16 protein-coding genes are annotated in these 21,787 nt (G+C 37.4%); all 16 read left to right on the forward strand.

The window, feature by feature from the left end; genetic code table 11:
- The first annotated feature begins 118 nt into the window (after positions 1–118).
- The 16 genes from AN957_RS04885 (at position 119) to AN957_RS04960 (ending at position 21,757) form a co-directional block, all read left to right on the forward strand.
- Entirely contained in the window at positions 119–304 is a 186-nt protein-coding gene (locus tag AN957_RS04885) for an SE1561 family protein (protein WP_053479021.1), read from the forward strand.
- A gap of 384 nt (positions 305–688) precedes the next feature.
- Positions 689–2,236: a fumarate hydratase gene (locus AN957_RS04890; RefSeq protein WP_053479020.1), complete on the forward strand. Its 1,548-nt coding sequence runs from the start codon at positions 689–691 to the stop codon at positions 2,234–2,236.
- A 124-nt stretch (positions 2,237–2,360) separates the two neighbouring features.
- The gene (gene pdaA, locus AN957_RS04895; RefSeq protein WP_056682601.1) at positions 2,361–3,158 is read left to right on the forward strand and encodes a delta-lactam-biosynthetic de-N-acetylase; all 798 of its coding nucleotides are present in this window, start codon (positions 2,361–2,363) and stop codon (positions 3,156–3,158) included.
- 242 nt (positions 3,159–3,400) lie between these two features.
- Positions 3,401–4,261: a DNA-3-methyladenine glycosylase family protein gene (locus AN957_RS04900; protein ID WP_056682605.1), complete on the forward strand. Its 861-nt coding sequence runs from the start codon at positions 3,401–3,403 to the stop codon at positions 4,259–4,261.
- 19 nt (positions 4,262–4,280) lie between these two features.
- Complete coding sequence (gene rlmD / locus AN957_RS04905) at positions 4,281–5,660, forward strand: 23S rRNA (uracil(1939)-C(5))-methyltransferase RlmD (RefSeq protein WP_056682606.1); 1,380 nt, start codon at positions 4,281–4,283, stop codon at positions 5,658–5,660.
- A gap of 226 nt (positions 5,661–5,886) precedes the next feature.
- On the forward strand, positions 5,887–6,894 hold the full coding sequence (locus AN957_RS04910) for a tRNA dihydrouridine synthase (RefSeq protein ID WP_056687056.1): 1,008 nt from the start codon (positions 5,887–5,889) through the stop codon (positions 6,892–6,894).
- A gap of 221 nt (positions 6,895–7,115) precedes the next feature.
- The gene (locus AN957_RS04915) at positions 7,116–7,661 is read left to right on the forward strand and encodes a GNAT family N-acetyltransferase (RefSeq protein ID WP_056682608.1); all 546 of its coding nucleotides are present in this window, start codon (positions 7,116–7,118) and stop codon (positions 7,659–7,661) included.
- A 143-nt stretch (positions 7,662–7,804) separates the two neighbouring features.
- The gene (locus tag AN957_RS04920) at positions 7,805–8,062 is read left to right on the forward strand and encodes an MmcQ/YjbR family DNA-binding protein (protein WP_342668509.1); all 258 of its coding nucleotides are present in this window, start codon (positions 7,805–7,807) and stop codon (positions 8,060–8,062) included.
- A 506-nt stretch (positions 8,063–8,568) separates the two neighbouring features.
- Positions 8,569–12,069, forward strand: coding sequence for an endo-alpha-N-acetylgalactosaminidase family protein (locus tag AN957_RS04925; RefSeq protein ID WP_056682610.1), 3,501 nt, complete (start codon positions 8,569–8,571; stop codon positions 12,067–12,069).
- A gap of 806 nt (positions 12,070–12,875) precedes the next feature.
- Positions 12,876–14,555: a sensor histidine kinase gene (locus tag AN957_RS04930; protein ID WP_056682612.1), complete on the forward strand. Its 1,680-nt coding sequence runs from the start codon at positions 12,876–12,878 to the stop codon at positions 14,553–14,555.
- On the forward strand, positions 14,548–15,684 hold the full coding sequence (locus AN957_RS04935; RefSeq protein ID WP_053479011.1) for a response regulator transcription factor: 1,137 nt from the start codon (positions 14,548–14,550) through the stop codon (positions 15,682–15,684). Before AN957_RS04930 ends, AN957_RS04935 begins: the two co-directional genes overlap by 8 nt.
- A 129-nt stretch (positions 15,685–15,813) precedes the next feature.
- Positions 15,814–17,073 carry a sugar ABC transporter substrate-binding protein gene (locus AN957_RS04940; RefSeq protein WP_056682615.1) on the forward strand — a complete coding sequence of 420 codons (1,260 nt, stop codon included), beginning with the start codon at positions 15,814–15,816 and terminating at the stop codon, positions 17,071–17,073.
- A 168-nt stretch (positions 17,074–17,241) separates the two neighbouring features.
- Positions 17,242–18,183, forward strand: a complete 942-nt coding sequence (locus tag AN957_RS04945; protein ID WP_056682618.1) for a carbohydrate ABC transporter permease — start codon at positions 17,242–17,244, stop codon at positions 18,181–18,183.
- 29 nt (positions 18,184–18,212) lie between these two features.
- On the forward strand, positions 18,213–19,034 hold the full coding sequence (locus tag AN957_RS04950; RefSeq protein ID WP_053479309.1) for a carbohydrate ABC transporter permease: 822 nt from the start codon (positions 18,213–18,215) through the stop codon (positions 19,032–19,034).
- Between the two features lie 54 nt (positions 19,035–19,088).
- Complete coding sequence (locus tag AN957_RS04955) at positions 19,089–20,801, forward strand: amylo-alpha-1,6-glucosidase (RefSeq protein ID WP_056682625.1); 1,713 nt, start codon at positions 19,089–19,091, stop codon at positions 20,799–20,801.
- Positions 20,802–20,980: 179 nt separating this feature from the next.
- Positions 20,981–21,757 (forward strand): SDR family NAD(P)-dependent oxidoreductase, encoded by a 777-nt coding sequence (locus AN957_RS04960; RefSeq protein ID WP_053479007.1) that lies wholly within the window; start codon positions 20,981–20,983, stop codon positions 21,755–21,757.
- The last annotated feature ends 30 nt before the right edge of the window (positions 21,758–21,787 follow it).

Raw genomic sequence — 21,787 nt, forward strand, 5'->3', positions numbered from 1 at the left:
TAGTTCGTTTTGTCAGTGTGGAGTAGTTACATAAAGGGAAATGACAAATAGAAAAAATATATTTGCGAATGGAAGGATTTTTCGATAGGATGGTAACGTAACGAAAGGAGAGAACGATTTGGGTAGTCCGATTAAAGATAAAAATAGCCAGGTTTCATTTTTGAAGCAGCGGTTGAATATGTTTCTTGATGTATTGGATGCGATTGAACCAGAAGAAACAGAGCTTGAAGATATTGATCGTTTAATAGAAATGATTGATGATCTTGAAACGAAATGCCGTGAATTTAATAACCGTGAAGAGTAAGAGCCGCTTCGGCTCTTTTTAATTAGCTCTATTCTAAAAGATAGTTGTTTTTTGAATAAATGGTTTGAGTAAAAATCTTAGACAAATAACGTTGATTGTAGCGGAAGGTGCGAGACTCCTGCGGGAGGAGTGGGACAGGTGAGACCCCGCAGGAGCTTTAGCGACGAGGAGGCTCAGCGCCCACCCCGCGGAAAGCGAGCGACCTGGAGCGGAAATCAACTTCTAGTTAAAAGTAACACGATTGCGAAAACAGCCTTTTAATTTGATATCCAAAGCTTGGTCTTTCCAACCTATTATGATAGGGGTATAATAATATACGTTAAATAATTTATAATTTTCATAATAGATATATAAGGGAACAAAGGGAAAGGGGACCAGCAAGTCATGAATATCGAAAAATTTCAGGAAAGCATGTACAAGCTAATTGTTGAGACTTCTACAAAGCTTCCTAGGGATGTACGCCGCGCCATTAAGACAGCGAAGGAAAGAGAAAGTGCCGGTACGAGATCAGCGATGAGCTTAGCCACTATCACAAATAATATTAAAATGGCTGATGATAATGTTTCTCCGATTTGTCAGGATACAGGTCTGCCGACTTTTAAAATTAAAACTCCGGTTGGTGCAAATCAGCTTGTAATGAAAGAAGCGATCAAAAATGCCATCGCTCAAGCGACAAAGGACGGAAAGCTTCGTCCGAATTCAGTTGATTCGCTAACAGGGGAAAATAGCGGAGACAATCTCGGTGGCGGAACACCTGTTATTAAGTTCGAACAATGGGAGAAAGATTATATCGATGCACGCCTAATTTTAAAAGGAGGCGGCTGCGAAAATAAAAACATTCAATATAGCCTTCCTTGCGAGCTTGATGGCTTAGGACGTGCAGGACGCGACCTTGATGGCATTCGCAAATGCATCATGCATTCAGTCTATCAAGCACAGGGACAAGGTTGCAGCGCTGGTTTTATCGGTGTTGGAATCGGAGGTGACCGCTCTTCTGGCTATGATCTTGCAAAAGAACAGCTTTTCCGTTCGGTTGAAGATGTGAATCCAAACGAAGATCTTCACAAATTAGAAGAGTATGTAATGAATCATGCGAACGAGCTTGGCATTGGTACAATGGGCTTTGGCGGAGAAACAACCCTTCTAGGATGTAAAGTTGGCGTCATGAACCGTATCCCTGCTAGCTTCTTCGTATCTGTTGCGTATAATTGCTGGGCATTCCGCCGCCTTGGTGTTGCTGTCAATCCAGAAACGGGAGAAATCAATGAGTGGATGTACCAAGAGGGAGAAAACATCGACTTTGGAGCAACAGAGGCAGAAAAGGAAACAGCAGCAGCTGCAGAAACGAAAAGTGAAGTCATTACTTTACAAGCACCGATTACGGAAGATCAAATCCGCAGCCTAAAAGTTGGAGATGTTGTTCAAATTAACGGCAGAATGTACACGGGTCGTGATGCGATCCATCATCATCTAATGGAGCATGATGCACCAGTTGATTTAAATGGTCAAGTCATTTACCACTGTGGTCCTGTCATGCTAAAAGACGGTGAAGGAAATTGGCATGTAAAAGCTGCGGGTCCGACTACAAGTATTCGTGAGGAGCCTTATCAAGGCGACATCATGAAAAAGTTCGGCATTCGTGCAGTCATTGGAAAAGGCGGAATGGGACCGAAAACATTAGCTGCGCTTAAAGAGCATGGCGGTGTGTACTTGAATGCGATCGGTGGAGCGGCGCAATACTATGCTGATTGTATTAAAGCCGTTGAGGGTGTAGATTTAATGGAATTCGGTATTCCAGAAGCGATGTGGCATCTAAAGGTAGAAGGCTTTACAGCCGTTGTTACAATGGATTCACATGGAAATAGCCTTCATGCAGATGTAGACAAATCTTCATTAGAAAAATTAGCTATGTTTAAAGAGCGAGTATTTTAAATTAGATTTTTAAAAGAGAGATCCTGTTTAGGGTCTCTTTTTTGTGGTTTTTATTGGTATCAGTAAGTGCGAATGTTTTTATTCCACTCACAAACAATAAGAAAAAAATAGAGGAGGAGCGCAGATGAAACTTTTCAAACATCTGGTCGTTTTAAGTGCAATCTTGATGTTTTTTTCAACAACAGCTCATGCTGATTATCCTAATTCCCCCATTCATTGGGGATTTAAAAAGGGAGCAAATGAAGAGCAGGCCGATGCAGGAAAGGCTCTTGACGATATGCTGGTCCGACTGGGTGCTTTTTATAAAGGAGATCCAGCGAAAAAAGATATTTATCTTACCTTTGATAATGGGTATGAAAATGGCTACACCGCAAAGATATTAGATATTTTAAAAAAGGAGAAAGTTCCTGCAGCTTTTTTTATTACGGGTCATTACATAAATAGTGCCCCTGATCTAGTGAAGCGTATGGCTGCTGAAGGGCATATTATTGGCAATCACTCATGGAGCCATCCAGATATGACAAGAATCAGCGGAGAACGGCTAGCAGAAGAGCTGGAGAAAGTCCGTGAAGGAACAGAGAAGCTGACTGGGATCAAGCATATGTCATACTTGCGCCCTCCAAGAGGAATCTTCAGCGAGCGGACGATTCATTTAGCGAATAAGGAAGGCTATACACATATATTCTGGTCACTAGCCTTTAAAGATTGGCTAACCGATCAGCAAAAGGGCTGGCAATATTCCTATGATAATATTATGAAGCAAATACATCCTGGGGCTATTCTGTTGCTGCACACTGTTTCTAAGGACAATGCCGATGCACTTGAAAAAGTCATTAAGGACTTAAAGGCAAGAGGCTATACATTTAAAAGCTTGGATGATTTAATGATGAGTCAGGCGTTTGAGGAAAGTATGCTGTATTGATATTGGTGATTTTTCGGGAGGTGGCCCGTAAATCTGAAAAGTGGTCTGTAAAAGAGTAAAAGTAGCCTGTAAATCTGAAAAGTGGCCTGTAAAAGAATAAAAGTGGTCCGAGATAAAAAAATGTAATCTAAATATAATGAAAGAACCCGAATTTTTCACGAATTCGGGTTTATTCCTGCTTAAAAAGACGTGAACAGTGAAAAATGGTATAATACGAGAAAATGTCAAAGGACGGATCATGATTGGAAACAATAAAAATTGATGGACCTTATAATTTTGACCTCGTACTCGACAGACTCTCACTCGACCCGCTTCATCAGGTTGATGCAGAAAATAGAAGCGTATTTGTACCTTTAATGATTGGAAATGAACCTATGGTAGCGCAAGTGAAAGCGATTGGTTCAACTAAAGCACCGGAATTTGTTATTACAGGAATAGAGGAATCATTCCAAGATAAAGCTGCAGAAAGACTGGGGGAAATTTTCCAATGGAATACACCGTTAGAGACCATCCATCAGCATTTTCAAAATACGGATCTTAAAGGAATATTTGATCAGCATTACGGGACACCGATCGTTCTCGATTTCGATCCATATAGCTGCTTGCAGAAATGCATTATTCATCAGCAGCTAAATCTATCCTTTGCCCATACATTGACTGAGAGATTTGTAAAAACATTTGGATTTGAGAAGGACGGGGTTTGGTTCTATCCGCTTCCTGAGACAGTGGCGGAATTACAGGTTGAAGATCTACGTGAGCTGCAATTTAGCGGACGAAAAGCGGAATATGTCATTGGTATTGCCAAGGAAATTGCCTCAGGAATTCTTAATTTTGAGGAATTGAAAAATAAATCTGACCAAGAAGTATTTGATCAATTAATTAAGCTGCGCGGTGTTGGTCCGTGGACTGTACAGAATTTTTTGATGTTCGGCTTTGGCAGACAGAATCTATTTCCAATGGCTGATATCGGCATACAAAATGCGTTGAAAAAGCAATATCAATTAGAGGCAAAACCAACCTTACAGGAAATGGAGTCATTTTCAAAGGGCTGGGATCCTTACCTAAGCTATGCCTCTCTTTATTTATGGAGAAGCATTGAATAATATGGAGTGATTAAGCAAGATGAAACAAGAGCAATCAAATAAATTGAAACTCAATCAAACATTTCCGCTGACAATTAAAAGGCTTGGAATCAATGGAGAGGGCGTCGGCTATTTTAAAAAACAGGTTGTTTTCGTACCTGGAGCGCTCCCTGGTGAAGAGGTTGTTGTGGAAGCAACAAAGGTTCATCCAAAGTTTTCAGAGGCGAAGATAAAAAAGATTCGCAAGCAATCAGAGTTCCGCGTCATGCCGCCATGTCCAATCTATGAAGAATGCGGAGGCTGCCAGCTTCAGCATCTTCGCTACGACCAGCAGCTTAAAGAAAAAAGGGATATCGTCATACAGGCATTAGAAAGACATACAAAGCTAGACCCTTCCAAGTTAGAGATTAAAGAAACAATTGGCATGGAGGATCCTTGGAGTTATCGAAACAAAAGCCAATTCCAGGTTGGATTCAGAGATGGAAAAGTCTTAGCTGGCTTATACGGTATGAACTCCCACCGTCTAATTAATATTGAACAATGTGCCGTTCAGCACCCGCAAACAAATAAAGCAACGAAAACGGTCAAACGAATTCTTCAGGACCTTAAGATTCCAATCTATAATGAGAAATCAAAAAAGGGACTTGTACGGACCATTGTTGCAAGAGTGGGGATTCAAACAGGAGAGCTTCAAATTGTTCTTATTACAACGAAAAAAGAACTGCCAAAAAAAGAACTCATCATCCAAGAAATCAAAAAGAGACTGCCTGAAGTTAAATCAATCATTCAAAATATCAATGGACAGAAAACATCTCTTATCTTTGGAGACGAAACCGTAAATCTTGAAGGAAGCGACTTTATTCAAGAGACACTTGGAGACCTTCAATTTGAGCTTTCCGCACGAACTTTCTTCCAGTTGAATCCAGAACAGACGGTAAAGCTATATAATGAAGTGAAAAAAGCTGCCGCTCTTACAGGAACAGAAAAAGTAGCAGACGCCTATTGCGGGGTTGGTACCATCGGTCTATGGGTTGCGGATGGAGCAGCTGAAATTAGAGGAATGGATATCATCCCTGAATCGATTGAAGATGCCAAGAAAAATGCGGCAAGGCACGGAATTAAACATGCGAAGTATGTAACTGGCAAAGCAGAAGTCTTATTGCCGAAATGGGTCAAAGAGGGCTGGAAGCCAGATGTGATCATCGTTGATCCGCCTAGAACCGGCCTGGATGAGCAGCTATTGAAAACAATATTGAAGGTAAAGCCGAAGAAGGTTGTTTATGTATCCTGCAACCCATCAACATTGGCGAAGGATATTAATGTATTGAGTGCTAGTTATAAAGTGAAAATGATTCAGCCGGTGGATATGTTTCCGCAAACGGCGCACGTGGAAGCAGTCACTTTGTTGGAATTGGTATAATAGAAAAGCAGATGATATAGAAAATATCTATACCATCTGCTTTTTTGTTTATAAAAATACCATTCAGGACCGATTTTCGTTAAAATAAACATTACCGATTTTCACAAATGATATACGTCCGAATTTACTTGTGTTTGATTATAAGTTAGTAAGCATGATATAAGTGTAAGAGAAGTGGAACATGAGGCTTATATTTTTTGACCGGGAGTTTGAAGTTGTATCCATAATGAGAGGATTTGAGTTTGAAATGATAGATAATTTTTGGCGTGATTTACCACGGCCATTTTTTGTACTTGCACCAATGGAAGATGTGACAGATGTTGTTTTTCGTCACGTCGTAAGTGAAGCTGGCCGACCGGATGTATTTTTTACAGAGTTTACAAATTCGGATAGCTATTGTCATCCAGAGGGCATGAAAAGTGTGCGTGGCCGTTTGCTTTTTACAGAAGATGAACAGCCAATGGTGGCACATATTTGGGGGGATAATCCCGAATATTTCCGTCAAATGAGTATTGGCATGGCAGAGCTAGGATTTAAAGGCATCGATATTAATATGGGCTGCCCTGTACCGAATGTGGCCTCGAGAGGGAAAGGCAGTGGCCTTATTCTGCGGCCAGACGTTGCGGCAGAACTAATTCAAGCAGCGAAAGCGGGCGGACTGCCTGTCAGCGTGAAAACACGACTTGGCTATAAGGAGATTCAGGAGTGGGAAGAGTGGCTAACGCATATTTTAAAACAGGATATTGCGAACCTTTCTATTCATTTACGTACAAGAGAGGAAATGAGCCAAGTAGATGCGCATTGGGAGCTAATTCCGGAAATCAAAAAATTACGTGACCGTATTGCACCAAATACGCTCCTAACCATCAATGGAGACATCCCTGACCGTCAAACCGGGCTGCAGCTTGCTGAAAAATATGGGATTGATGGCGTTATGATCGGACGAGGTATCTTTAAAAATCCGTTTGCTTTTGAAAAAGAGCCAAAAGAGCATAGCAGTAAAGAATACCTTGAACTTTTAAGGCTGCAGCTTGATCTTCAAGATCAATATGCGAACGAACTGCCACGTTCAATGACAGGGCTTCATCGCTTTTTCAAAATTTATGTCAAAGGATTCCATGGAGCTGCTGAATTAAGAAATCAATTGATGAACACGAAATCAACAGATGAAGTGCGTGTATTGCTTGATAACTTTGGAAAGAATATTGATGGGCAGGACAGTGAAATGATGTAACTCTCAAAAAGGTAGAGAAATAATGAATCACAGCGACTCATGTGTACTTATTTTCTTCCGTTTCAAGTTTTTTATTGTAATATTTATTTCTCGGCCTATCCCCTTCACGGAGATAGGCCTTTTTAATATTTTTATGAAGTAATTTAACGTTATCCGGACGGGAGTATGTATAATAATTATAAGACTGTAATGCAAATTTATATTTCAAAGGAGCTGTTCAGATGAATCATCGTTTATTTCATTCATTAGAAGGGGAAAATATTTATTTTAAAGCATTAAGTACAGATGATGCGCAAGAGATACATAGCTACGCGTCAGATGTAGATGTTTCGCGATTTATTGGCTGGAATTTAATGAATGATTTAAAAGAAACTCGGAGTTATATTGAAGTTATGTTAAAGCGGGAGTTGGAAGGAACTCATTTTTATGCGTCCATTGTTCAAAAGTCAACCCAAGCCATTGTAGGGACAGCTATGATTTTCAATTTTGACCATGAAGCAAACAAAGCAGAAATTGGTTATGTTTTGCATAAAGATCATTGGGGGAAGGGGTTTGGCACAGAGTGTGTAGCACTGATGAGTGATTTTGCTATTAAATCACTGAATCTTCACAAAATCTATGCAAGTGTAGTCGATGCTAATATTGGTTCTGCAAGGATACTTAAAAAAAACAATTTTGAGTTAGAAGGACGATTAAGAGACCACTATTTTATAGAGGATAAATATTATGATGCCCTTCTATTTGGGAAAATCACAATAGACAGCTAAGCAAAGGAGAATAATCAAATGGAATTACAAGACATAGCTGTCATGCTGGATAATGTACGAAAAATCTGTCTTGCACTGCCCGTGTCGAGATAGTCGATGGCTTTGGTCATAATACGTTTAAAATCAATGGAAAATCCTTTGTAATTTCAGGTGAAAGCGAAAGAGGATTTAGGCTGTCGTTCAAGTCAGATCGGGAAACGCAAGAAATATTGCTGCAGAAAGAGTATTTTTACAAAACTCCATATATAGGACATCACGGCTGGGTGTCGATCCAAAATCCGTCAGGGGATAATTGGGATGAGTTGAATGATCTTATTCAAGAAGCCTATTTGCGTGCGGCACCGAAGCGTTTGGTTAATAAATGGCTGGAGTTATATAAAAAAGAAGGAAAGGAAGAATAAATCTGCCTTTCTTTTTTTATGTCTTTGTGGAATGCAGCTATATATTGTACTCATAAAAAACAAAACAAATTCTTAGCAAATCGGTCTCTGTAAAAAATCAGCTGCAGCGTAAAAAAAAACGATAAGCATTTTTCGTTTAGTTTCCTCTCCCTCTGTCCTCATTAATGAAGTTCCCATTCATTCTTGGATATCCGTTTTTATCCAACAGCCTAATAAAATGAAAAGGAAATTTAATACATGCATTTCGAATTAGGACTATTTTAGTGAATATTACAAAAAAACAATATTTCTAAAAAATAGAACAATATCTCGCTTGTGTAAGCGTTTTAACAAAAGTACCCTTGAATATAAGGTTGGGCTGGTAACTGCTTCTGGTTTTGAAAAAATCTCAACAGTTTTCACATTCTATCAAAAACTCAAATTTCAAAGTAATCGATACCTTTGAAGAAACAATCAATGCCAGAAGTGCAAGATTACCAAATGAAAAACGACAAAGGGGAGTGTTTATGGGGAACTCAAGAAAAAAGTTTAGAAAAACAATGGCAGTACTTTTAGCTGGAAGTGTGGTAGGTGCTACAGCGTTTGCAAATAGTACCCCGATACTAGCTGAGGGAAAAGCGGATATTAAACAGGTAGGAAGCCAAATCATTCCACAAAGTGCACAAGCTGTTATTTCTTCTAATCAAATGGATGTTCTTGTCGATGTAAATTTTCCAAGAGTCTTTCGATACGATTTAAAATCGGGAAATGGAGCAGGGAAGACATTTAATGGACAGACTGAGGCATTAGATAAAATCCTTATTAATGACATAGCAGTGAAGCCAAAAGTAAAAGCAAAAGTTACACCTGATAAAATTGAATATGAGATGTCTTTAGAAGACGCCAGCAATAATATCTCGGCAGTTATTACTGCAGAAATGGTTGTTAAAGAGAATATTTTAGAATTCAATATTACAAAAATTGTAGACCACAAAATTGTAAAAACAATTGAAATTCCTAATCACCATTTAATTTCAGTCAATAGCAGTCAAAGGGATGCCGTACTTGATGGCGTCCAGATGTCTACAAATACACGTATTAATGGTGACAGACAGGTAAAGGTGGATAAAGATTTAAATACGCAAGATGAAGAGCAAAAAGGATATATGTATGCCTTTCTTTCCAATGATGAATTAAGTGCAGGTATATGGTCTAATACAGAAAATAATTTAGCGAAAAAATTAGCTCCAGATTCTTATGCGGCAAAGACGGATGAACAAAGAATTACAGCTACGGCTACGACGAATAGTGCAGGGCAAAAAACAATTGGTTTAAGCAGTACCTTTTGGACTTATCAAAAATCAGAAGAGCATCGTAAGGAAGATGGTACACTGGAGCTAGAAGATGGAACAGTAAACAAGGTCGATGAAATGCCATCCGTGAAGGTAATTATTACAGCTGACGAGAATGGGGATAAAAAAGTTAACTGGCAAGATGGAGCGATTGCTTATAGAAAAATTATGAACGAACCTCTTGGGACAGAAAAGGTTCCTGATTTAGTTGGTTACCGCATTAGCATGAACTTTGGCGGTCAAGCGCAAAATCCTTTCTTAATGGCTTTAGACGGAGTGAAGAAGTTTTACTTAAGTACCGATGGATTGGGACAATCGATCCTGCTGAAAGGGTATGGGAGTGAAGGGCATGATTCTGGCCATTTAAACTACGCAGATATTGGCACGCGCATCGGTGGCGCAAAGGATATGAAAACATTGCTTGCAAAGGGGAAAGAATATGGTGCAACCTTTGGCGTACACGTAAATGCAAGTGAAACGTATCCGGAATCAAAGTATTTTCAAGAAGATCGTTTATTAAAAAATCCAGATGGTACGTATAAATATGGCTGGAACTGGATTGATCAAGGAATAAACATTAATGCGGATTATGATTTAAGAAATGGCAGAGCACAGCGATTCAAGGATTTTTATGATGTTCTTGGCGGCAAAAAGAATGATTTAGATTTTATTTATGTAGACGTTTGGGGCAATGGACAGTCAGGTGATAATAGTACATGGCCAAGCCGCCAGCTAAGTAAAGAAATTAATAGTTTAGGCTGGCGCTTAGGCAGTGAGTGGGGATATGCCAACGAATATGATTCAACATTTCAACACTGGGCTGCCGATTTAACTTATGGTGGCTATACTCTAAAAGGCATTAATAGTACCATCACTCGTTTCATTAAAAACCATCAAAAAGATGCATGGATTGGCAACTATCCTAAGTATGGCGGTGATGCGGATGCTCCATTATTATTCGGCTACAGCATGAAAGACTTTGAAGGATGGCAAGGCAGAAGTGATTACAAAGCCTATTTAGATAACTTATTTGCGGTAAACGTTCCAACAAAATTTATTCAACATTACCAAGTAACACAGTGGGAAGATGGAAAAGCAGTTGAAATGATCGATGATAAACAACAAGCTTACAGCTGGGTACCAGGCATGAAGGCAGTATTAAAGGATGATACTGGTGAAAATACACTTACCATTGAAAGAGAGTCCAATGATTTTGCTAATGATAAAGATGGATATCGAACAAGAATAATGTCATTTAATGGCAATCGAATATTTGAAGGGAAACCTGGCGATGAAAAATACTTAATTCCATGGTCGTGGGATCAAAGTGGTAAAAAGTTATCAACAGCAGATGAGAAATTATATCACTGGAACACAAACGGAGGAGAAACAACCTGGACCGTTCCAGCTGGCTGGCAAGGAACAGTTAAAGTTTATGAGTTAACTGAATTAGGAAAAGACAATGTAAAAAATGTTAAGATTAAAAATGGCAAAATCACATTAGATGCAAAAAAATCTACTGCCTATGTCATTTATAAAGAAGTAAAAGCTAACAAAGATGTTAAATGGAGCGAAGGCATGCATCTTGTGGATACTGGCTTTAACAGCAATTCCTTAAAGGATTGGAAAGTTAAGGGAGATTCTAAAGCAGTAACAATTACGAAGAGTGAAGGCAATAATAACATGCTAACAATCTCTAATAATAAAAAGAAAGTAGATGTTACTCAAAAAGTAACGGGATTAAAACCAAATACGAAATATGCTGCTTATGTTGGTATAGACAACCGAAGTGAAGCACAAGCAAGTATAACCATTACTTCTAATGGTAAAAAATATACGAATAGTACGGGTAAATCTATCGCCAAAAACTATGTAAGAGCTTATGCACATAATACGCTAGGCACGGAGCAAGCAAAAGCAGATGGTCAAATGACTTCAACGGTAGATGGCACAAGTTATTTCCAAAATCTATATGTATTTTTTGAAACAGGTAAAAATGCATCTGATGTAACCATTGATTTATCTAGAGATGCTGGAGATGGTGCAAGTTACTTTGATGATATTCGCATCGTAGAAAATGACGCCAAAAACCAAGTAAGCAGCAATAAATTTGTACAAGATTTTGAAAATGTAGCACAAGGGATCTACCCGTTTGTCATTGGGAATATTGAAGGGGTAGAAGATAATAGAACGCACCTTGCTGAATTACATGCACCATATACTCAAAGAGGCTGGAACCAAAAAATAGTAAATGATGTTATTGCCGGTAAATGGTCACTTAAAACGAATGGTTTAACGGAACGCGAGGCACTTGTGTACCAAACGATCCCTCAAAACTTCAAATTTAAACCAGGAGTAACGTATAAAATTACTTTTGATTATGAGGCAGGCAGTGATGGAACTTACGCAGTAGTAACAGGGAATGCACCATTTGAAGAAAAAGGTGTATTAACAAAGGATGAACTAAAATCAACAGCAAGCAGTGATAAGAATGCAAAAGCTGGCACATATTCTTTTACTTTAACAGGAGATGAAACAGGTCAAAGCTGGTTTGGGATTTATTCTACCAGCAAAGCTGCTGATACTCAGGGTGTAAAAGACTCACAAGCTAACTTTAATGGCTATAAAGATTTCATGCTTGATAATCTGGTTATTGAAGTAGTATCAAACAAATAGAAACAATAGTTTTAATAGAAAAGTGTCAAGATGAATTCTAAATTTAGTTGAAATGGACATCGAATTGAATCGGGATTTAACTATATAGTTGAATTTTAACAACATACAGATTTTGGTATTTGATTTGGCGGAATAAGAATAATAGATTGATGAGTTGATACATTTTAAGATCATTTTTGGGGTCAGTCTCCATCGCTTAAAAGTGATGAAGAGACTGACCCTTTTTAGTGAACAAATTTACTATACTGAATCTATTAAAATGCCAAATTTCTTGATGTTAGATACAGTTTTATCACCTATTTGTTTGCCGAAAAAAGTAGTTAGTTTTAATAACCTCCAAATTACCCGTCGCAGTTTTAATTGATTTATTTAATTGACACATTGAGAACTAATAATATAATCTTCTACTAAGTTAGTTTTTACTAAAATTTATAAATAATCTGAGTAGTATTACTGAATCAAAAATCAAAAATACAAATATTAAGATTGAGACATTAAAACTAGAATTGTACAAGCCTATTACTAATTTATTTTTCCGAATCATAATACAGGTCTTGACCTGCCAGACACGGAGACAAGCATTGTCGTTCAAAGAGTATACCATACTCAATCTTACCAGCTCATATTAAATTGCTTATTTATGGCGAAATAAGAATCCTCTTGAATTGTAACAAAGTCCTCTCCTTTTAAAAGTGGCAAATCTTTTGAAAAAGTTTTTTGTCAATATTTCAGCTCCTGTACTAAATGTATTAAACTTCATTAATTTTTTTTGATTTCAAAAAAATGGTATATGGGTAGGGGTACATATGAAATTCACCAATATTCTTAGTACACAGAAGAAACTTTTCTTTATGTTTTTAATTGTGGCGTTGCTCCCATTATTAACCCTAGGCGTAATTTCTTATATGCAGTCAACAAAAGTGGTGAATGGAAAGTTATCAAATTACAACCAGTTTTCTGGTGAAAAAATTAAAACAGAGCTTAATCAAATTTTAGTAGATATGTATTATGGAACTGCTGCAATCCAACAGTATTTAGCTGATAATACATCGATTAATTTAAAGCATCAGAAACCAAAAACGTATTGGGATTTCAAAGTCGCAAATAATTTGGAGAGACTTTTACAAGCACATGAAAAATCAAATATACGAGGGATATATGTTATCACATCGTCTGGCTATTACTATGGAAACTATAGTTTTAAAGTAGATCAGTTTAAAGAGCTTGAACTATGGAAGCGTGGCTTTAGGAGTGGAAATACAGAAATAGGAATTTATAAACCGAATCATTATCGATACAATAATCTACAATATGCCCTTGGGCTGCTTGTTCCGTTAAAGTTTTCATATGGTGTGTTAAACGATAGTTTTCTTTTTATTGAAACCGATTTAGATAGTTTATTTGATTCAATGAATTTATTAGAGGAAGATTTACATTCAAGAATAACAATACGGGATGAAACTGGGAAACTTTTATATCAAACGAAAAGTGATGAACAAGATTTGAAGGATGACGTGGTCTGGAAAGAATATACTCACATTAATAATTGGGAATTGGAAATTCGTGTACCAAGAGATGCTTTTTATCAATCTTCTAATGTTATATTTAAGATCGTTTTGATAGGAATTCTAGTTGCATTTTTTTTAGCACTTATTCTTTCGTATATTTTTTCAAATCAATTTACAAAAAGAATATTAAATCTAAAATTTGCAATGGAAGAAGTGAGTAAAGGGGTTTTTGAAAAGAAGGTTTCGTTTCATACAAAGGATGAAATTGGTAAGCTTGGTCTTCATTTTAATCGAATGGTTGATAGAATCAAACAATTAATGGAAGAAGTCAGACAGAAAGAATTAATGAAACGGGAAGCGGAAATGAAAGCAATTCATTATCAAATTAATCCTCATCTTCTATTTAATACGTTAAATACTATTCAGTGGAAAGCACGGTTAGATGGGAATGAGGAGATTGGGAAAATGCTGTTGCATTTAACAAAAGTACTTGAAGGAAATTTAGATTTTACGATTGAATTAATTCCTCTAAAAAAGGAAATAGAGGCAATTAAACATTTCCTCATTATTCAAGAACTTCGATTTGGATCGCATTTTACCTTTTCTTTGAGGATGGATGATAGGATTGAACAAGGGTTAATCCCAAGGATGACTATACAACCGATGCTAGAAAATATTTTTTTCCATGCTTTTGAGGATGGGAAAGGAAATATCGAACTGGAAATAACAAAGACAAAGGGATATTTTCAGCTGGCCTTAAAGGATAATGGGAAAGGGATGTCCCAGGACAAGTTGAACACATTATTCTTGACGCCAAATGAAAAGGTACGTGGCGGAATCGGCTTATCGAATGTGAAGCAAAAGTTTTATATTCATTATGGGAACGACTATTTGATTAACGTGAATTCAGTTGTTAATCAAGGAACAGTTATTTCAATTTCTTGGCCAATTAGATGGGGAGGTCATTATGATGAGTAAGGCATGTATAAAAGTTTTGTTAGTCGATGACGAACCGATTGTTCGCAGAGGGTTACGTGCTACTGTTAATTGGGAAAAGTATGGAATGACTGTAGTCGCAGAGGCTTCAAATGGAAAACGGGGCTGGGAGGAATTTTTGGCTCATCGGCCTGATGTTGTCATAACCGATATTGTTATGCCTGAAGAAAGCGGACTAGAGCTTTCACGGAAAATTAAAGCGCAAGCACCAAAAACGAAAATTCTTTTATTAAGCTGTCATAAAGATTTTGAATTTGCACAGGAAGGGATAAATCTAGGTGCTTCAGGATATTTATTAAAGACAGTTTTTGATGATAAAGAGTTAGAGTATTTTCTAAGTACCTTTCAAAAAGAAATAGCAGGCACGTCAAAAAATTTCCTAACCGATGGCTTAAATGAAAGCTTCTTACTGTGGTTAAGTGGATATAATAATAATTTTGAACAGAAATTGGATGAACTTTTTAATGGTGAATGGGGTTGGATGAATCATAAGTTTTATGCGTTTTTTATTCAAAATATGCCTTCAATGGCTCAGGAGATTGACTTACAATCCTTTAATTATATTACAATATCATTTGGTAAAAATCTAACCTTTCTCTTTGTGGATGAATCATACCATCCAACATTATTAGCTAATTTAACTGAAGAGAGGGTTGCTCTGCAAGATTTAAATTGGATTCATGCAGGGCCGCTCATAGGAAAGCAAGATTGGATAAAGTCTGTTATGGCATTTCATCATGCCCAGCAGCAGGATGGAATGCTGCATCAATATCCATCCGTACTTTTGCAAGCGGTGGAGCACATTATGAGAAATTTATCAGAGCCTATGACTGTTTCGGATATTGCGGAGGCTGTGGGGATGAGCAGGAGTCATTTAAGTACATTGTTTAAGAAAAAGATTGGCGACAGTATTCATTCATTTATTGAGAAAAAACAACTCCATCTTGCCAAACAGCTTTTAAAAGGAACGAAATTAACCATTCAAGAAATTGGAGAACAGATTGGCATCCAAGATGCAAAATACTTTAGTAAATGGTTTAAACGCTGTACAGGTTTGCCGCCATCAAATTATCGAATCCAACAAAAAGGCGATGAAAGGCTAACAATATAACGAGGATAATCATAAATAACTAAAAATTGCGACAAATACAAAACAAATAAAAGTGTTTAACCGCTTTCAGAAAATATAAAATGAAAGCGGTTATATTTTTAATATTCGAAAAACGAAAAGAGGGGTCCTATGAGAAAAAAGAAAATCTGGTTTTCGTTACTTGTATCAATCGCCGTTCTTATCATGTCTGCTTGTAGCTCAAACGGTTCTTCAGGGACTGAGACAAAGGATGGGAAAACAGTCTTGCGCTTCGCAACTTGGGATACGGGAGAATCATTAAAAATTCAACAAGATATTGCAAAGGAATTTGAAAAGGAAAATAAAGATGTAAAAGTTCAGGTTGAAGCCTATGCAGATGGATTTGATCAAAAGATTGCTGCTTCATTTGGAGCAAAGAACCCGCCTGATGTTATGTATATGTGGGATTTCACCACCTATAGCCAATCACTTGAACCATTGGACTCCTATATAGAGAAAGATACGGAAATTAATATGGATGATTTTTATGAGGGGCTCTTTAACTATTCGAAAGTAGATGATAAGTTATATGGCATGCCCGCAGGCTTTTCAACAATGGTTGTGTACTACAATAAAAAGCTCTTTGATCAATACAAAATTCCTTATCCACAAGCAGGTTGGACATGGGATGAGTTTAAGGAAATTGCAAAAAATCTAACTGATAAAAGTAAGAAGCAATATGGGTTTTCTGTCACATCTGAGCCTGATACGTACGATTTGCAAGGTTTAGTTTGGAGTAATGGCGGAAGCTTCATCAGTGATGACGGAAAAGAAATTGAAGGATTTATAAATGGTACTGAAACGGTTGAATCCATTCAACTTTATGGAGATATGGTGAAAGAAGGTTCAGCTATTCTGACTGGAGGCAAAAATCAGCAAAGTGCAAGTGATATTTTCAAGTCTGGCAAACTTGGTATGCTTGTTAGCGGGGTATGGCCAATTCAGGGCTTTAAAGATGCTAAAGTTGACTTTGGAACAGTAATGATGCCTGCATTCGGTTCTAAGCCTGTAAAAGGATTAATTTCTTCATCTTCCATTTCCATTGCAAAGGATTCGAAGCAAAAAGAGTTAGCATGGAAATTCGTAAAATACTTTTCTTCAGAGAAAGCAATCAATATGAGAACAGCGGATCTACCAGTGCGTAAAAGTGTCGTAGAAAAAAATAAAGTGATGGAGAATCCTTTATATGAGCCGTTCTATACAATGTTGGAAAATGCCACAAATTCCCCTGCATTTTTGCTAAATAAAAATTGGAATGAAATAAACCGTAACTTATCTGCTGCGATCAATGCTGTCATGGTAGGACAAGATGGGAAACCATTATTCGACAAGGTTGTAAATGAATCTGAGAAATATTTAACAAAGGATTAAGGTGTGTGGAAAAAATTAAAAAAGTGAATAAAATCATATAGTTTGAGGGTATGTATTGTCACTGCCATTCTAGATGATTGGGTGTGTAGGAACCTCAATGATCATTAGAATTCGGAGTGGCAATTTTTTTGGTTGTGACAAGATGAAATAGGGGAAGAGGAGGTTTTTATGAAAACAGATGTAGGTGTCAATGCGGAATATAACCCAGTTTACCAAAAAAAGAAAAAATGGAATAAAATAGTCCCATATTTATTCATCTCCCCATGGATTATCGGTTTTATCGTATTCACGTTAGGACCATTGCTATTTTCATTTATCATTAGTTTCTTTAATTGGCCAATTGTTGGGGAAAAGAAATTTATCGGGTTAACTAACTATATTACTATGTTTACGGATGATCCGTTATTTTGGTCTTCCTTATGGATTACCTTGAAGTTTGCGCTTTTCTTTGTCCCTTTAAACATTATTCTTGCATTATTGCTTGCAATGCTATTAAACCAAAAGGTAAAGGGAAGTTCATGGTTTCGAACATTCTTCTATGTACCTTCTGTTATATCAGGTGTTGCGCTTGCGATGATTTGGGGAACTGTTTACGACGGGGAATATGGAATCTTAAACTATTTACTTTCCTTAATTGGAATTGAAGGGCCAAATTGGTTGAATGATACAAGCTGGGCGTTAGTCGCGATGGTCATCGCAAGTTTGTGGGGTCAAGGGACGATGATGCTTATCTTTTTATCAGGACTGAAGAATATTCCACAAGATTTATATGAGGCGGCAGAAATAGATGGAGCTGGGAAAATATATAAATTCTTTAAAATTACAGTGCCACTGCTTACCCCAACCATTCTGTTTAATTTGATTATGACTATTATCGGTGCTTTTCAAACGCTGACATTAGCACTTGTATTAACGGGTGGTGGACCCCTTCAGTCGACCTATTTCTATGCAATGTATGTCTACGAAAATGCATTTAAATATTTTAAAATGGGGTATTCTTCTGCAAATGCGTGGGTCATGTTCATTATTATATTGTCCTTAACCATGCTTGTATTTAAATCTTCTAGTGTATGGGTGTATTACGAGAATGAAGTGAAGAATGATAAATAGAATAGAAATGGTGGTGACTCGGAGTGAAAATGCAAAAAGGATTGCATAAATTCTTTGTGTATACATTATTAATTTTATTATCAATTTTATTTTTGGCCCCATTTATTTGGATGGTTACAACGGCACTTAAGGCTCCGGATGAGCTTTACCAATATCCACCGAAGCTATTGCCATCTACTTGGCACTTTGAAAACTTTTTAAATGCGTGGAATAGTCAGCCTTTTAATCTATATTTAGTCAATAGTTTGATTGTGACAGTACTTACGACAATCGGACAAATTATTTCCTCAACCCTTGTTGCTTATGGGTTTGCCCGTTTTAAATTTAAAGGACGAGATTTTCTCTTTATTATCCTTTTGGCAACGATGATGATTCCATGGGATGTAACCATGATTCCACAATATATGGCATTCAATATGTTTGGGTGGATTAATTCGCTGAAGGCGTTAATTATTCCATCGTGGTTCGGTTCAGCCTTTTATATCTTCTTATTACGTCAATTTATTATGTCAATTCCGAAAGAATTAGATGAAGCTGCGAGAATGGATGGGGCGAATGTGTTCCAAATCTATTACAAAATCTATCTGCCTTTAGTATGGCCAGTCATTGTTTTAATTGCAGTATTTAATATATTAGGAACCTGGAATGATTACTTAGGCCCGTTAATTTTCTTGAATGACCAAAGTAAATATACGTTAACACTTGGATTAGCGCAATTTAAAGGGGTTCATGATGTAGATACGAATGGGATTATGGCTGTAACGTTCTTGATTAGTATTGTGCCGCTTATTCTATTCTTCCTAGCACAAAAGAAAATTGTCGAAGGAGTACAATCAACTAGTTTGAAATAAAAAATGGATGAATGGTGTGGTTCATCCATTTTGTATCCATGGAGGTAGAATTAGATGAAAGTAGAACATATGACAATACCGTTTAGCCGATATGGCTCCTTTTTGGTCATTTCCCCTATCTTTAGACGGGACAGTGATCAGAAATCATTATACATTCGCCATATTCGAGGTGGAGATGAGAAAAATGGTGCCATTTTTAAAATAGATGTTGTTCGTGGTAACCAAGTAATTGATTATGAAGTAGAAATGGAGCCACATGTATTAAAGCTGATTGCAATGGATGGCAGTGGAGATATTGTAGAATGCTGCTTTAGCTCAGATTCATCAATTCGTATAAGAGGACATCGTGTAGGTTTAAAACTTACAGCCATTACAGGTGCTTATGATTATGCATTACCTTTTCCTGATCAGACTTGGGAGATTAATAGCTTTGTCCAAGAACGTCGCTTTCGAATTATTCCGTTAGAAGGTTCCGTAAAAGTTGATGCTCCTTTTAAAGTAGATAAAAGCAAGCATATTATTGTTCTTTGTCATCCAGATTCAAATAGTCAAATATTTGACTTTGCTATTTCTGAATATCAGCTTGTTTTTGAACAAGAGAAAAGTCTCGAAATGAGCTTTTCGGAAAATGCCTTACGGGTAGCTAACGAATATAAACAATGGCAGGAGAATACATTGAACGTGCCTGCCATTTTTCAAAAGGGACATGACATGGCATCATACATAACATGGTCAAGCGTTGTGAAGCCAGATGGATTATTAACTAGACCAGCTATGTACATGTCAAAAAATTGGATGACCAATATTTGGAGCTGGGACCACTGTTTTAATGCAATGGCATTAATCGAAAAACAACCAGAGCTTGCATGGGATCAATTTTGTATTTTCTTTGATCAGCAAGATGAGTCTGGGGCATTACCGGATTTTTTAAATAATCAATGGGCATTATGGAATTGCTGTAAACCACCTATCCATGGCTGGACATTGAAATGGATGATGGACCGTTCTGATTTCATTGATGATAAAAAATTAAAAGAGGTTTATAACCCACTTGCTCGGTGGACGAATTGGTGGTTTTTTCATCGGGATGATGATTTGGATGGAATTGCTCAATATAATCATGGGAATGATAGCGGCTGGGACAATAGCACGGTTTTTTCAAAAGGTATTCCAGTGGAAACACCTGATTTATCAGCATTCTTAATTATACAAATGGATGTCCTAGCGATGATAGCAGAGCGTCTCGAAAAAATGGAGGAAGCCCTTGAGTGGAAACTCCGTGCAGATAAAACGTTCATGAAAATGATGGAGCATTTCTGGACTGGAGAAGGATTCCGGGCATGTATATCCCACTCTCATGAACCGATTGAAACGGAGAGTCTTTTACTGTATATTCCTATTATTTTAGGTGGGCGGCTGGCAAATGAACAAAAGGAAATCTTAATAGATGGATTGGTAAATAGACATCATTTTTGTACGGAATATGGTTTTGCAACGGAGAGTGTTAAGAGTCCTTTTTATCGTGAAGATGGCTATTGGCGAGGGCCGATTTGGGCTCCGTCCACCATGCTGTTGATCGATGGGTTGCAGACATGTGGGGAAGAAGAATTAGCAAGAACAACGGCTGAAAAGTTTTGCAAAATGGCTAATCAATATGGTATGGCAGAAAACTTTAATGCTCTTACTGGAAAAGGTCTTCGTGACCCGGCTTTTACTTGGACATCTAGTGTTTTTTTAATAGCTGGACATATGATTAATGTGGAGTAGGGAACATATTACTAAATTTTTGAATTACTTGCAATTTACTAAGTTGAATACATTGAAAATTTAGAAATGTGTTAGTGGAGCATAGAGTAAAAGTTTTACTTAAAAAATTACTAATCTTTTATTTGTTTTTTTAAAATGAACAGTATTTTTGAATGGGTTTTTATAACTGGAGGGAAACAATGAGTGCTCAAGATTATTTCGGAATAAAAGATAAAGTATCTGTCGTTACTGGCGCCGCATCTGGAATTGGACTGGCAACAGCTGAGCTTCTAGCTGAAGTCGGGTCGAAAGTAATTATGCTGGATATTAATGAAGAAGGTGGACAAAGGGCTGCTAGTAATCTACTTGAAAAGGCTTATAAGGTAGAGTTCATCCGTTGTGATGTGACAAGTAAAAATGATTGTATCGATGTTAAGAAATATATTGAGAAAAATTATGGAAGTGTGGATGTTCTTTTTAATAATGCGGGAGTCATAAGGAGAAAATCAGTTGTCGATTTAGAGGAATCAGATTGGGATCTGGTGATTGATGTCTCTTTAAAAGGAGCATATCTCCTATCAAAGTATTTAATTCCTTTAATGGAAGCGAATGGGGGGAGCATTATTAATACTGGTTCTGGATGGGGGTTAAAAGGCGGAGACAAAGCAGCTGCCTATTGTGCTGCTAAAGCTGGGGTAGTGAATTTAACGAAGGCGATGGCTATTGACCATGGCCCGCAGAATATACGTGTAAACTGTATTTGTCCAGGGGATACGGATACGCCATTACTTAGAAGCGAGGCAAAGCAGCTTAATCTTCAGGAAGACGCTTTCTTAGCTTCATCTGCAGTAGGGCGTCCATTAGAAAGAATTGGGACACCGAGAGATATTGCCAAAGGTGTGTTATTCCTAGCAAGTGATTTGTCAGCTTGGGTAACAGGAACCCACCTCACTGTTGATGGTGGCGGATTAGCATAGGTTGAACACTTCTATAGTAATTAAAATTTA

Origin of the sequence: Cytobacillus solani, from assembly GCF_001420595.1 — a bacterium.
Taxonomy (GTDB): Bacteria; Bacillota; Bacilli; order Bacillales; family Cytobacillaceae; genus Cytobacillus; species Cytobacillus solani.